At 35.6% G+C, this 14,943-nt stretch carries 12 protein-coding genes; 3 read left to right on the top strand and 9 right to left on the bottom strand.

Annotated features, from left to right (window positions below):
- Positions 1-23: 23 nt before the first annotated feature.
- The 4 genes from M1F91_RS00470 to M1F91_RS00455 all read right to left on the bottom strand — a co-directional run bounded on the left by M1F91_RS00470 (position 24) and on the right by M1F91_RS00455 (position 2,024).
- Positions 24-404 carry a hypothetical protein gene (locus M1F91_RS00470; protein ID WP_247912187.1) on the bottom strand — a complete coding sequence of 127 codons (381 nt, stop codon included), beginning with the start codon at positions 402-404 and terminating at the stop codon, positions 24-26.
- A gap of 283 nt (positions 405-687) precedes the next feature.
- Complete coding sequence (locus M1F91_RS00465; protein WP_247912186.1) at positions 688-1,011, bottom strand: sel1 repeat family protein; 324 nt, start codon at positions 1,009-1,011, stop codon at positions 688-690.
- Entirely contained in the window at positions 1,008-1,172 is a 165-nt protein-coding gene (locus M1F91_RS00460; RefSeq protein ID WP_247912185.1) for a hypothetical protein, read from the bottom strand. Before M1F91_RS00460 ends, M1F91_RS00465 begins: the two co-directional genes overlap by 4 nt.
- A 252-nt stretch (positions 1,173-1,424) precedes the next feature.
- On the bottom strand, positions 1,425-2,024 hold the full coding sequence (locus M1F91_RS00455; protein ID WP_247912184.1) for a hypothetical protein: 600 nt from the start codon (positions 2,022-2,024) through the stop codon (positions 1,425-1,427).
- A gap of 549 nt (positions 2,025-2,573) precedes the next feature.
- Here M1F91_RS00455 and M1F91_RS00450 point away from each other — a divergent pair.
- Positions 2,574-3,434: a helix-turn-helix domain-containing protein gene (locus tag M1F91_RS00450; protein ID WP_247912183.1), complete on the top strand. Its 861-nt coding sequence runs from the start codon at positions 2,574-2,576 to the stop codon at positions 3,432-3,434.
- Positions 3,435-3,516: 82 nt separating this feature from the next.
- Here the strand turns inward: M1F91_RS00450 and M1F91_RS00445 are convergent, their stop codons facing one another.
- The 4 genes from M1F91_RS00445 to M1F91_RS00430 all read right to left on the bottom strand — a co-directional run bounded on the left by M1F91_RS00445 (position 3,517) and on the right by M1F91_RS00430 (position 10,856).
- Positions 3,517-3,807, bottom strand: coding sequence for a DUF5966 family protein (locus tag M1F91_RS00445; protein ID WP_037606819.1), 291 nt, complete (start codon positions 3,805-3,807; stop codon positions 3,517-3,519).
- A gap of 13 nt (positions 3,808-3,820) precedes the next feature.
- Entirely contained in the window at positions 3,821-4,105 is a 285-nt protein-coding gene (locus M1F91_RS00440; RefSeq protein WP_037606821.1) for a DUF5962 family protein, read from the bottom strand.
- Between the two features lie 74 nt (positions 4,106-4,179).
- Positions 4,180-10,398, bottom strand: coding sequence for a DEAD/DEAH box helicase family protein (locus M1F91_RS00435; RefSeq protein WP_247912182.1), 6,219 nt, complete (start codon positions 10,396-10,398; stop codon positions 4,180-4,182).
- 47 nt (positions 10,399-10,445) lie between these two features.
- Positions 10,446-10,856: a thrombospondin type 3 repeat-containing protein gene (locus tag M1F91_RS00430; protein WP_074324868.1), complete on the bottom strand. Its 411-nt coding sequence runs from the start codon at positions 10,854-10,856 to the stop codon at positions 10,446-10,448.
- A 461-nt stretch (positions 10,857-11,317) separates the two neighbouring features.
- On the opposite strand from M1F91_RS00430, the gene M1F91_RS00425 reads away from it, so the two are divergent.
- Positions 11,318-11,482 carry a hypothetical protein gene (locus tag M1F91_RS00425; protein WP_167350217.1) on the top strand — a complete coding sequence of 55 codons (165 nt, stop codon included), beginning with the start codon at positions 11,318-11,320 and terminating at the stop codon, positions 11,480-11,482.
- A gap of 1 nt (position 11,483) precedes the next feature.
- A complete protein-coding gene (locus M1F91_RS00420) occupies positions 11,484-12,092 on the top strand; it encodes a hypothetical protein (protein ID WP_247912181.1) in 609 nt (202 codons plus the stop codon).
- A gap of 34 nt (positions 12,093-12,126) precedes the next feature.
- On the opposite strand, the gene M1F91_RS00415 is transcribed toward M1F91_RS00420, so the two are convergent.
- Positions 12,127-14,940 (bottom strand): phage tail tip lysozyme, encoded by a 2,814-nt coding sequence (locus M1F91_RS00415; RefSeq protein WP_247912180.1) that lies wholly within the window; start codon positions 14,938-14,940, stop codon positions 12,127-12,129.
- Positions 14,941-14,943 lie beyond the last annotated feature (3 nt).

Genomic DNA, 14,943 nt, shown 5'->3' with positions numbered 1-14,943 from the left:
GCTTGGTTAGTTTTTTATTTTAACTATTTGTTTTCATGTTTATGTTTGGAATTCTGCTTTTCATTATGTATATCAGTGAGTAGGTTAGTAATAGACATCCCATTTTTTTGAGCAAGTAGAGCCCATTTTTCCGCCTCGTCTAATTTGTTTTTGTCGTTACTGTCTTGGTAATGATCAAAGAATATATAGGCCAAATCATATTGTGCTCGAGTATTACCTAATTCGGCTGATCGAATTAACCAAAATATAAATTTATCATTGTTAAATTCATAAAAAGCAAAATAATTAGCTAATTTTGATGCTGCTTGACTATTGCCAGAGGAAGCATCAATTTTTAACTTTTCCAGTTCAGTTTTAGAAATATACATACTGTCATTTATTGAAATGTTGGCATTAGATTTCATGTCTCTATCCTTACTGTATGAGTTATTATAAGACGTTAGAAAAATACTTAAAAAATAAATTTAAGGATTTTATGGCTTAATTGTAACATATTTACCTTCATTTAATCCTTCTCCTATAACTGCACTAATATTTTCTGTTGCACCACGTACAGGTACTTTTAATTCATTAGCCAATTTTTGAGCAAATGAATCGTCCCCTTTCCCTGTTTGACAAGCAACTAATGTTACTGATTTCCCTCCAGAAGTTTTAGGTTTGTAACGATAATCCGCTAAATCTTATTAATTAATTGATATTTATCAATATTTTTAATTCGTCTGGTAGTTTGGCACCATTTCTATATGCCTTTGTAGCCCAAAATATGGCTTTTTCTTTATTGCCTAGTGTGAAAAATAAATCGGCTAAATTGGATTGGGCAATTGGATGTCCATTTTTTGCCGCTATCTCTAGCCATTTAAATTCCAAATCTTGATCTAAAGATACAAACATATGGTATTGATATAATTTGAATGCTGAGTTTTTATCTCCATTAGTGGCGTTCTTTTCGAGAATTTGAATTTCTTCATCTGAAATCCAATAAGTACTACCTGTTGATATAAATTTAGTCATTTGCCACCAATACCTGCTCCCAATGCTCCAGCTAACACTTCTGGGATTGGACTCTCTCTTATTGTACGTGTTTTATCATTAAGAGCTGCCGCAGCCTCATTAATTACGTTTACAACTTGTTGTAGTGATTCTACACTTTGAAATACTAGTTCTTTACTCATAAAAAATCCTCTTTATTTTATTATTTTAATTATACCATGTATAAATTGAAAAACTGCAACATAAAAGTTACAGTCTAACAATATTTATCCAAAAACAGTGTAATGAATTATACCCTATCCTTTATCATTCACGAGAAATACTCACACATCAACGTGTGCTTACATCTAGCTTTTCCTTCTATAAATTTACTAAAGTTAAATTTGGGGTATTAGAGGAATAGAAATATTCTCTTTCTAATCCTATAGATATGCCTATTCTGTTCGAGTTTCAGCTAAATATATTCCCCATTCAGCTAATTCTTCGGGCAAATTATAAACAGTTTTTCCGTTACTTTCATAGATTTCAGAGATTCCTGGTGAGGTCTTAGAAAAAGTTTTCCAAGCTGTCACTAGTTCTTCTACAAATTGAATATTATGAGATTCAAAAAAGTCATTAAATTTCGAAAGTTCTTTACTATAAATTGTCACAACATTATAGCTATCAAGCATGATCTCATCATGACTTTTATGCCCACCAAAACCAAACTTACTTAGTCCATCATTAACAAGCAAATCACCGTATCTACTCAACAGTGCTAGGCATTCCTCTCTTGAACAACCATCAATATAATAAACATCCTTATGGGATTCCTTCATAATATTCTTTGCTATCACTTTTTCTCTATCAATACTGACAGGCAATTCCAAAATAAAAAACAAGGGCTCGTCATGAATCGCAATAAAGTGTTGAAAAACCTCTAATATTTTTTCTGCATGTACATTCGCCGTCAAATGATGTTCAGTTAACTTTGTAAATGATTCAAACAGGTTTTCTACCAAGCTAACTCGGTGACCTTTTACTAAATTCAACATTATGTGTCCTCCAGAGAATTTAAACAATATCCACATTTATAATCTCATTATATCATTAAAACCCAAAAAAAGACTGGAACTTCTCGGTCACAGTCTCTTATAAATCCACTTCAGTTCCTTCAAGGAAAGTTACTACAATTTGTCCAGTTTCTGAAATAGATTGATAGCATGTCAGACTATAGTATCCAGAAGCCATACTTGAACTATTACTCTGATTCTTACCCTCTATTCGATTAGAGAAGCTACCTTCACGCTTTTCATTCTCCCTTTCGTTCAAAGGTTTCTAATCTTTTACAAGCAGTGATACCGCCTCAACGTGGGTTTTAGAGGACTAAATGAAGTCTGAATTGCCTGATAGAGATGTAGTATTGATTAAGCAATCAACAAATAATGTACAAAACAAAAATAAAGTACACTGCTTAATGAGTGTACTTTATCCTTCTAATTCAGTTTTATCAATGGTTTAGCTCATGTTAAGTCAATTGTACATAAACTTTTAGTTTTTAAAGTATATAATTAATCGTAAATTTATTTAAAGAAGGTTTAAAGATGAGCATATTATCTGATAAACTAAAAGCCAAGAGAAAAGAAAAAGGATTCTCACAAAAAACACTTTCCGAAGAAATTTGTGAGCAAAGCCAAATCAGCAAAATAGAACGTGGTAACTATATGCCTGCTGCTGATTTACTCTATAAACTTGCAAATCGGCTTCAAGTTCCCTTAGATTATTTTTTCGATGAACAGATTGAAATGACTTCCAATATAGCACCGTTTAAGAAATTAGCAGAAAAATTACTTGAAGATCGTAATTACGAGGATTTAAAATACCTCTTAAACTTAGAAAAAGAAAAGTATCAGTATCTGTCTACTGAGGATGAATTTTATCTTCTATGGATTCAAGCGATTATCCTTTTCTACTTACATAGTTCCAAAGATGAAGCTATCGCCAGTCTAGAAAACACTTTGCCAAAGCTTTCGGTCAGCTCATCTGTGTATTTTAAACTCCTCAATACTTTATCTAATTTTTATTTTTCTGTAGGGCGTGATGCAGAATACGAAGAAAATAACTCACTTCTTATCAGTTTGTATCAGGAAAAAGATTTAAACCACCAAGAGTATTTATTTGGTTATATTCGAGTTAAACATAATTTCGCCTATTATTTACACTCTAAAGGTAAGGAATTAGAAGCCGTCCAAGAAGCCTTAGAAACCATTGACTTTTGTAAACAAAAAGAGACCAGCTATCAGCTGGCGCCTCTTTTAACTATCGTTGCAAATGCCGGAAAAGATTTTTTAAAGCACGATGAAATTCTTGACTATTATTTACAGGCTCGTGATATCTGTAAAATATACGAGCACAAGCTCATGATGGCTAAGATTGATCATTTTTTAAAAGATAAGGATAGGTGACTTCAATCGTAATAAGTTATAATTACCAATTAGCTAGAAACGTAAAAGTGGAGAGGAACTAATATAGTTTTCTCCACTTTTGTTAATATCCCCTCTTCCATTTGTATCCCGCCAAACTTACTAATACAAGTAAAACTAAATTAAAGATGATAAAGAAAATCGTAAAACTAAATAATCCATTCTGTGCCAAATCTTCCGTGTAAAGTTCAGTCTCTGTAAAGAACAGATAAATTCCATATCCCTCCACGAAAATAAGAAAACTGACAAAACCAATAAGGAAAAGTCCACTGGCAATAAGAAAGAGTCTCCATAAAAGAATGAGAATTCCTCCTACTGATAAAAAAATTACTGGGATAAGGAGTAAATCATTCATGACTTTCTCCTTTCTAGTCAATCAATTGACAATAATGGGTGGCAAGAGAGGAATCAAATACCTCTAGCTTTTGAACTAAGTCCAAATACTCCTCTTTCTCATGTTCTTCAAAGTCCACACCTCGATGATTCTGAAGAGCGATTTCCAATTGACTAGTGAGCTCTCGTTTAGAAAAACTGTAATCCCCCGTCACTTCCTCAAAATGTTCCTTTAGTTCCTTGTAGGCATGGTATTCTTCAGGTGTTTGAAATCCCTGTACCAAAGCCTCTTCTAATTGATAATAGGTATCTTCCATCATAATTGTTACCTCGTTTCTTTCTATCTTTATTCTACCGCGCTTTTCTTTTCTTGTCCGCTATTTGTATCTATTTTTTACTCCAATTCAAAAGAAAGTTGTTCTTGCTTTTCTTTTCCTTTTTCATGGAATTGTCTTAAGGCCTGATCAATAATATCTAAATCCGTTTCCGTTTCAATCAATGGCGCGAGTACATCGTATTCGGCCTTTTTAGTTTGATAATCCTCTTCCTTTGGAAAGTTTTTCTCAATTTCTACCTTAGCAGTATTCCATTTATCCTTTAATTCATCCAATAAGTTCTGAGTTTTCACTTGGTCCTCTTTAATGTGATCAATCGTATGCTGAAGCCTTTGAATTGTCCCCAAAGGAGAGTACAAATCTAAACTGACAGAATATTGATTTTCTCCTACAATCTTAACAGAGAAGGTTTCAGGAAGAGGTTGATTTGTTGGAAGACTAAGCATTTTAATGTCAAATCCTCGATAACTTGCTAGGGTACGAAATTCTTTGCTGTCAGATTGATTATGACGGATAAGACGGTGTAGGGATTCACCTGCTTCAGCTCGTTGCTCAAAAGCTTGCTTACCTACTGTCATAGAAAATGATTGGTCTTTCGACATTTCAGACTGTTGAATGTCGCCTTCATACTTGCTTAATCGTTTCTCAAGAATGGGAATATTTTCTTCACAGTAAGAGATTGTATGACGATAGTGATCCTTGCTGCGTTGAAAGGCGCGTCTTTGATTTTCTAATAGAGTTAGATCATTCTCTAGTTCCATCTTATATTTGAGATATGGATTACCTGTTGCTAGTGCTTTAAAATCAGAAGCTGTCATGGTCTGTTCATCAATGTCTTCCGCAGCACGAATCGGCTCCTTAGAAGTCATAATCTGCTTAATATAACGAAGTTTGTTCTCCTGAGTTGCCCATAGATAATTATCAAATGAACCTTTGGTAATGTAGTGGTAAATATCCACTTCCTTGTTTTCATTTCCCTGTCGGATAATCCGTCCATTGCGTTGCTGAATGTCACTTGGTCTCCACGGTACATCCAGGTGATGAACTGCTTTCATCTTGCTCTGAACATTTAAACCTGTTCCTCCTTTTTCAGTTGAGGCAAGTAAGATCCGCACCTCTCCTGCATTGACCTTTCGAGACAAACTATTCTTCTTTTCATCACTATTGGCATCATGTACAAAGGCAATTTCCTTACTAGGGACTCCTCTATCAACTAATAAAGCCTTAATCTCAGAATAAACATCAAAGCCATTGTCCTTTTTCTTAGGTGTTCCAATATCTGAAAAAATCATCTGAGTAGCCTTATTTTCCATTCCTTCACGATAAATTCTTTCAACATTATCCACTACCTGAAGCAGTTTATGATTGTCTGCTAGACTATAACTAGAGTCTAATAAACGCATATCAATAGCTAGTTTCCGTGCCTCACCTGTTATCTTTAACATGTTATCCTGGCTTGGATCAACTGTTCCACATTTAACCGCATCTGACCTCATAACTAATTCTTCTAAATAGAGTTTCTGGTTTTCAGTTAACTCACTCTCAATAGGTATAATACGAGCTTCTGGAACAGGTAAATCCAACATATCTTGTGTTTGAATGTCGGCTGTTTCTTTATAGATTTTCATCAACTCAGGTAGATTGACAAACTTTTTAAATCGTTTCTTAGGTTGGTACTTATCCCCTGTAGGAGCTAATTCCATAGAGTTTTGAATTTCTCCAAAAGCACCTACCCAAGAGTCAAAATAATCAACTTGATAGCGTTTTAAGATATCCGGTTGAATGTAGTTCATCATAGTATACAACTCACTAATAGAATTGGAAACAGGTGTTCCTGTCGCAAAGACAATATTTTTAAAATCATGTTCTTCCTGAATCTGTCGAACCTTCATTTCCATATCCACGTTCTTCTTAGAGGTTGTATTGGTAATCCCTGCTACATTTCCAAGTCCAGTAATTGGACGAATATTTTTAAAGTGATGTGCTTCATCCACAAAGAGAAAATCAATTCCTAAGTTCTCAAAATCAATAAAACTATCACGATTGAAACGTTGGAGTTCTTCCAATTGTTTCTCTAGACCACTTATTGATTGTTCTGCTTCTTTAACGGTATACTTATTTTCAGAATGTGTTTTAATCTCTCGTAGTTCATTGAGTTTATCCTCGATATAATTCATCTGTCTTTCTTTACTGACAGGGATTTTTTCAAATTGAGAATCCCCAATGACAATGGCATCGTAATCTCCTGTAATAATACGTGACACAAATTGTTTTCTTCTCGCCTTCACAAAATCTTTCTTAGTGGTCACAAAGACTTTTTTAGTAGGGAAAAATTTCATGATTTCTTGGCCAAATTGAGCAGACAAACTAGAGGGCACCACATACAAGGGCTTATGAACCATCCCCAACTCTTTTAATTTAAACCCAGCACCAAGCATGGTCAAGGTCTTTCCTGAACCTACCTCATGAGCTAATAAAGCTCTTTTTTCTTCTACGATTCTTTGAATGGCATTCTCTTGATGAGGGCGAAGACTGATGTTTTGTGCCAAGCCATCAATGACTAGATGGCTACCATCATACTCTCGACTAACCGTTCGATTATAAAGACGATTGTAACTTTCTTCAATGACTTGTTGGACTTCTGGATACCGTGAGACAAATTCTTGAAAGAGGTCTTGTAAATGCTGCTCTTTTGCTCTTAGAACAGAGGTTTTTTCCAAATCTGTGATGGTCTTTTTCTTTTCCCCTTCCGTAACAGTCATAGTAATAGTCGGTTGGTTCGAATTAAGTAAATTCTCAAAAATCTTTCTTCCTGTATCATAACGTGAGCCACTGACTCCAAGACTACTATCTTTGGCACTTGGATAGCGATAAGCAAATGATGTCCTTAAATGAACCTGCCCATCGACAGGATTCACTTCAATGACTTGTTCAACATCAGGCGAAGACAATTCAAATTCACGGTTGGTAAAACATTCAAAGGCAAATTTACCATAAACGGATTGAGGAATCCAACGTGACCCTATTTTAAACTCAATATCTGCCAGATGAATCCTTGGAGGGCGAACAGATTCTAACAAATCTAAAGCATGAGACCAGTCACATTCTTGATTGTTTTCCTCTACTAATAGTTGAACTACTTCTATCTTGTTGAGAATATCTCCTGACAAAAACTGGTTCTTAGAAAGATATTTTCTTTCCCCTCTTAAATAGCTTTCTGGATCCATTAAGATCTGGTCACCCAACTCATCTAAAATAGCTGCTTGGCTATGTTCAGGGTAAATTGATACCATATAGTCTATATCAACCCCTCTACCATCTGATAAACTGGAGTTTAAGGCATCTAAAGCCGTTGAAACTCTTGTAATCACTCTCTCCGGCCTAACCAATGCTTTCTCAAAGGCTAAAGATTTTTTATATTTTACTTTCTGATCTTTAGAATCAATGTATTCATCTTCTAAACTTGCTAGTAAAGAATACTTATCGTCACTATCAAATAAGTTCCGATTGACTGAGACATTCAAGTATCCAAATTGGCTTACAAACCGATCATAGTCACGATTGAGTTTACTAAGTAATACCTGAAAATCTGTCCGACTATAATCTGGATGGCGTTGAATTTCAATTAAGGCTTGATATGTCTCTCTCAAATCAACCATACCCTTAATGCGACTAATATCCTTATCCGATAAGGGGCTTTCATAAAAGACCGTTTTTTTGAACAAGCCCTTATATTTCCCTCTTTTACTCGCTTCTTCTGACTTGTATACATCTAGTGCTTCCTCATCTGTCAAATGAAGTTGAACGAATCGATCTATTTTATGTTCAGACAAGGAACTGTCCCAAGCTTTAAAATCTCCCTTCTCATCTACATAATAACTAATTTCGTCTACTTTTGAACTTTTCCGAATGCCATGCGTATCTCGATAATAAATTTGATTTCCCTCATATCCAAAAGAATATAGCGCTAAGTTCTCACGTATATGACTTGGGATAGAATTATCCACTTCTTCTTGGATAAAAACAGGTGCTTTCAAAGAATTGTCAATTTGTTTAGGTGCTTCTACATTCTCTAATGCTTTCATTATGTCAGTAGCTAATGTTTCTGATTCCCCCTTAACATTGAGGGTTCCTCCATTAAAATTACGTACCTCATATTCACCCAAAACTTGTGTATTGTATTTCCCATCAAAATAAGGATTGATCCAGACACGCTTATCCTCCTCAAAGGGAATAGAGCCACTAAAGACAAGTTCCTCCTCATTAAGATTCTTTGATTGATCCTTTTGAAAGAATAGGAGATCTGTGGTCACTCGAGTACCTGCAATCTTTTTAAAAGCCGTATCCGGCAAACGAACTCCCCCTAAAAAATGAGTGTTGGTTTTAATCTCTTGTAAGACATTATCTGTCCGCTTATCCATTGTCCCGATAGATGAGATAATCGAAACTTGTCCCCCGTCTCTTACTAAATCAAGTGAGTGTTTGACAAAGTAGTCATGAATCATATAAGGTTTATCATAGTTTTTATCGGCAATGCGAAAATTTCCAAAAGGAACATTCGTTAAGACTAAATCAAAACTATTATTTTGAAAGGGAACTTCTTCAAATCCTCGAACTTCAATATAAGCATTAGGATGTAGTTGTTTTGTGATTGCGCCTGTCACACTGTCTAATTCAACTCCATAGAGTTCTGACCTCTCTCGTATACTTCTAGGCATAGCCGCAAAGAAGTTCCCAGTCCCCATAGAAGGATCTAATATCCTTCCTCCCTCAAAACCATCATCTAGTAACTTTTGCCAAATCTGGCGAATAATCATTGGGTCTGTATAATAGGCTGTGAGAGAACTTTGTTTCATAGTGGAGTATTCTGATTTACTTACTAAACTCTTAAGAGTTAAACGTTCTGTTTCATACTTTGGATTGAGTTCATCGAAAAATTCATTGGCAAGACCGCCCCAGCCGACATACTTGGCTAGTAGTTCTTGTTCTTCTGGATTCGCTTGTCGTCCCTCTTTTTCTAATCTTTTAACAAGTTCAATTGCGGCGATATTCGTTTCAATCTTTTCTCGATTTGTCTTAGGATAAAAGTCCTCTAAGTCATCTGGAAAAACAAAATCTTGAACAGTAACATCCGTCTCTTCTATACCTGAAATTAAAGGTTTTGTTTCCTTGTCCTTTTCCTTTTCATTATCTTCTTCCAGGTAGGAAAACAAATCTATTTCCTGACTTTCACTTGATGGATCAATCTCAATCTCTGAATCTTCTTTTTCAAATTCTACATGAGACAACACTTGTTCAAACTCTTCCAAACTGTTCAAGTATAAGATAGGATTCTCTTCAAATAACTGGTTGGAATCACTGAATAGTTCTAGGCGAACCAAGTCATTTAACTGAGCATTTTCAATCGAAACCAACTGAAATACTTGTCCTTTATAACTTACTTGTGAACCAATTGGATATTCCCTCAAAGCTTCTTCTACAATTTTATCGACATTAGAAAAAGAGTTCGTTTCTTCCGTTTCCTGTTCAATATCACTTGAAGGAGATAAAGATTCCTCTACTTGATTAGACTTTTCTCTTATAGCTTTCACTTCATCAAAATGAGTAATAATCTTCAGCTTTTGTGTCAGTGGGAGTTGTGTGTAGTTTTCTTCATGATGGACAAGATCCGTAACGGTATCTAAAGTAGCCATCAATTCTGAACCCAAATAGGCTAGAACATCTCCCTCTTTTTCTTCAAAATGAATCTCAAGAACCTCTTTTTTTAGTTCTTTGGAATCAACCATTAGAAGAAACTTCTCTATATCTCTACTAATGCGATCAGATAGATTATTCGCAACCCGATAGACATTGACTAAATTGACATCCTGATTCTGATAAAATACAAGCTCACTTAGTTGTTCTAGTTCTTCTTTTTCAGATTGAATGTGAAATCGAGTGGAAAGGTTATAGGTTGCGACTTCTAGAACCAAGTTTTTCTCCCAATTGCTTAATTGAGATAATTTACTTAGACCTGCTTGTCCAAAATTTCTTGTGTAACTTTCTAAATCTTGGTCATTATTTTCAGAACTGGCCTCTAGGAAAGAAACAATATCTTGATGAAAAGAATAGACATGAGGTATCTCTTTTATCTTTCCCTCTTCAGTCAAAAAACTCTCTACTAAGTCCTGCCATTTCTCATCAAAATGTTGTGCTTGATAACGAAGAAATAAGTCCATTTTCTCTCTATCTTTTGGAATTGTTCCACGAAACATAGCCAATAATTGTATTACTTCCATTATTGCTCCTTTCATCTATACGAAAATAGGAGAATCATATGATTCCCCTACAACTCTATCTCCATTTCCACCTCTTGAGAACTGGTTTCTAAATCACTAGACAAAAGAGAAACGGCATCTGTTCTCATGTAGTAAGTATATAAGTCTTCAAGGTCTTGTTCGTTTTCAATCCCTGTTTCAATACTAATCAGAGCCTGTATAAATTCCTTGTAGTGACTCTCCATCATATCTGAAATCTTTTGTTTCATTTCCATAAATACTGAGGACGGTTCAGTGATACTTGTTTGGTCTATGTCTTGTAAATCCTTTTCTAAGGGATTGGTTCCTTCTTCTATTTCCACTAAATCTGAACGTCCATCACCATCAGAATCTGCGCTAAGAGGATTGGTTCCTAGCGCCAATTCTTGAGCATCAGTTAATCCATCTTGATCCGAATCACGTTGATAAATGGCTTCCATATACTTCCTTCTTTCCTAGTTAATCTTTTTTCACTCCAATCCTACCAAATATTCCTTGAAAGAAGTATCACAACAAAAAAAGAGAACGAGCCAAAACTACGTTCTCCTTAAAATGATAAAACATTATTATCAAAGTAAAAAGATGACTTACTGAACCTGTAAGCCACCTAGTCAGTCGGTTTATTCTGGTGTCTGCCACCGCTTGGCCCTTACGTCCAAGATTGCTATCGGATTTTGTTCTGGTGTCCGCCACCGCTTGGCCCTTATGTCCAAGATTACTATCAGATTGACCATGAGCCGACCACTCATCTACACCATTATTCTAACGAATATGAGCTACAAACGCAAGAGAAAAACTTATTTTGGATTTATACACTATAGAAAACATACACTATCTTTAGATTGAACTTTTGTTCAAAATAAGCTATAATGAATTTAAGTAGAAACAGGAGGTAGAACAAATGGCTACAATCAGTTTAACACGTGATATAAAACTAACAAACGAAGATGCTCTAAAAATTCTTAATCATGAACCATCTAAAAAGCTACAAGCAGTCTTGAAATCTATTGAATCACAAGACGCTACCGCTCCAACGAAAAATAAACTCATTTTAAAGTATCTGTAAGATGACAATTCAAGTAACACCACTTAAGCAATATCTTGAAAATATTCAAGTGCTGGCTCCTGATAAAACTGAGAAACAAGTTCAGGAGCTATTTAAAACTATCATTTTAGAAAATGTTAATTTCAAAGATAATGAAGAGATGTTGACTTATCTATCTGATAAAGCTCCCAATTTTGAAAAACAACATCGTTCTCGTAATTTTATCGTTGAAGAAACTGAAACAAATAACATCATAGGATTCTTTAGTTTATCTCTCAAAGTTGTTGATATTTCTGATTTAGAGGAATCCTTAAAAAAGAAACTCGTCCTAAAAGGGAAAAGTCCCAAAAATATTGATTATCTCCCTGTGTTACTTATCGGTCAATTCGGCAAAAACACAAAGCTAAATAAACTATCAGGACAAGAATTATTTGAAATTGTAATTCAAAAAATTGAAGAATTTCGAGCAATTGTAGGAACTCAGATGGTATTTTTAGATAGTATCAATCATCCTAAAGTCATTCAATTTTATGAACAGTTCGGATTTGTTACTTACAGTCAATTGATTAAAGACGATAATCAAGTAAGTTATCAGCCTATGGCATTAAATATGTCACTCTATAAAAAATAAGAATCATGTCACCTAAACTGATGACATGATTCTTTTATTTCACCGTATAGGCAAAACTGATGGCACTATCTGCTTGAGAGATTTTTCTAAAGGTATAGTTAGGGTTGCCACCATAGTTAGTTTCAGACACAAGGAAAGAACCGTCATCATATACTTTCTCGACAAAAGCCACATGACCGTAGATGGCTGGTGTACCATGTGTACCTCCCACAAAAGAAACAATGGCACCTGCTCTTGGTGTAGAGCCAGTTTCCCCACCAAGACTTGAAGCTGTCGCAACCCAGTCCTGACCATTTCCCATGGTATTAATGATTGAAATCTTCTCTCCATTTCTACCTTTTAGCTTTAATCCTAACTGATTCATACGAGCCGCAACACCCCATGTACATTGTCCATAGGCATAGGCCATACCATCTCCACCACCAGGAACAGAATGATCATACAAGTCCCCACGAACCCCTTCAAGGGATTGTGGGTCACTTTTTGCCTGTCCTCCATTTGTTTGACTAAAGCCTTTTTCAATTTGGTAATACCATTCCGTTGCTCTAGTTTGTCTTTCCAGTAGTTTGTCACCAGAATTTCCCTCCCAATAGGTAAGGAAGAGTTGGGCGAGATTGGCTGCACTGCCCGTATTTTTAAAGAAATCCTTTAACCAACTTTGATAGTAAGGACTATCCCCATGAAGCATAAAATCAAGTTGGAGGTCTAAATCATACCACTTCTTATTTTTGCTACGTGCATAATTTAACAAAGCTGTATGACGTGTTGAACCATCTGCAGTATCCGTCCATTGACCTAACCCCAAACCTCTATGAAGGATATTAGGATAAGCACCACTATAAATGGCTGGCCCTCCTATCGCTAACCAGGTTTCATCATCCCATGAGGAATCGGTAGCGCCAACAGGAGGAGATAAATAATCTCCTTCAGCTCGTTTAGGATTGATAGAAGACTCTACCGACCAATTTCCTAAAATTGCCGCAATGGCTTGGGGACTTGCCCCTTGAGATTTCAAAAACTCATAAATATGTTTCGCTCGTTCAAACTCATCCCCACCAAACTGACCAATGGCAGGTAAGATAGTAGTCTGAAGTTGAATGACTTTTGGGAAATAAAATTGCGGATTGACATACACCAATTTTTCTTTCTTGTTCTTATACTTTTGATAGGAAACTTTCAAGCCTGTATCGTCTGGTGTTTCACCAATAATATCACCCGTTAGGACTTTTGTCCCCTCAATCGCACGGCCATTATGAATAGAATACAAGGTCAATCGACTCTCATTCTCTCCTTTTCCGTTAGTGAGAATAACATTGTCACCATCTAGAGATACAACTCCATCCATTGGTGCGACAATCGTTTGGTGAGCCTTCGCTTCTAGTAGAATGTACTCCTGAAGGGTAGGTTTTCCGTCTAAATCATAGTATCCATAACGATAAGTCATGGTTAGACTATCTTCGTTGCTTTGTCCCTCAAATGGATTGTCTAATTCCTGCATGGAAGCATACACACCTTCTTCTTTTAGTTCCTTCATTTCCTCTTGATCGTCTTTCGAGAGTTTATACTTAGGAGTTTCATAAAGGTCTTGCATGGATTTCAAATCTTCCCCATCGTTTAAATCATGCCACAAAGTAGATAGATAATCCTTGTAAGTTTCTGAACTAAATAAGTGAACTGGTTTGTGTAACTCATAGTCATGGAATTTAAAGTTCATATACCCCATCACATCATCAACTTTTGTGTAATAGGTAATGCCTTTGTCATTGGTTCGGGTATGTTCTGCGTCTTCCCAAGTTAGGTGGGTATAAGCTTTTGTTAATTCAAATTCATCTTGTTGAATCAAACTAGCAGATGAAAATCCTAAAAAGAAGCTCATCATAAGTAAAAGAAGAAAGACTATTCCTCCAACTATCCAGGTTACAGGATTTCCAGCCGCAAATGTAAAGAAGGAAAAGGCTGCTTTTAGTTTTTGATAGATGTTTCGAACACTTGTAAGGCCTTGTTTCTTTAATTTTCGATACCGATTTTTAAAGGAACTTGGATTATCTTTCGCTAGTTTCCATCCTTTCCCATCCTTAAAATGATGGTATCGCTCTTTTGTGTTGGTCAGTCTTTTCTTGGTAAAACGACCTGTTGCTTGTCCTGTTTTGACACTAGCTTTTCCAAGATTATAAGAAAGCCGACTGTAGCGTTTTCCTTTTCTAATGGTCTCTTGAAGTGTGCGATAGCCTTCTAAATCTTCATTTTCTGAAGCTAACTCTCCACCTTCACGTCCAAGGACATAAAGGAAAGTTTTGGCTTTCCTATTAACCTTTTTGGATTTATAGGCTTGTTTAGTAGATTTTAAATTTTCTTTGGCGGCCTTGACTTCTTTCTTAGCTTTTAATTCTTCTAAACTCTTCCCTTGAAAGGAAAAATTAGATTTTTGTTTCGATTCCTGACCGTAGAGAAATTTTTGATTGGTTTTTCTTTCTTTACGACTCTCTTTTCTTTCTTCTTTTGCTTCTACTTTTGCTTCCTTAAATTGCTTCTTGGCTATTTTCATTCGTTTCCTAGCATGAGGCAACCGTCTGTCTCTTAATTCTTTGCGATTCAAAAGAGATGGAGGACTATTTTGAAGAATATGATTGTAGTCTTCATTTGCTTGTTTTACTCTCTCCTTTGAAGCTTCTCTCATCTCCTCTAGCTTTTCTTTTATCTCTTTTTTCCAAGCTTTTTCATCCAGTACAGAGGAATCTTTTTTCTGTTTCCTCACCTCCTTCTTTCCTTGTTTCAACAATTTCTTCTCATCTTTTAGACTTCTTCTAAATGCCTTTCGTGCACGTATGATTTCTCTTTTATCCTTCATTTA

Origin of the sequence: Streptococcus sp. oral taxon 431, assembly GCF_023110115.1 — a bacterium.
GTDB lineage: Bacteria > Bacillota > Bacilli > Lactobacillales > Streptococcaceae > Streptococcus.
Note: the sequence above shows the minus strand (reverse complement) of the source record. Positions and strands in the feature narration are given on the sequence as shown.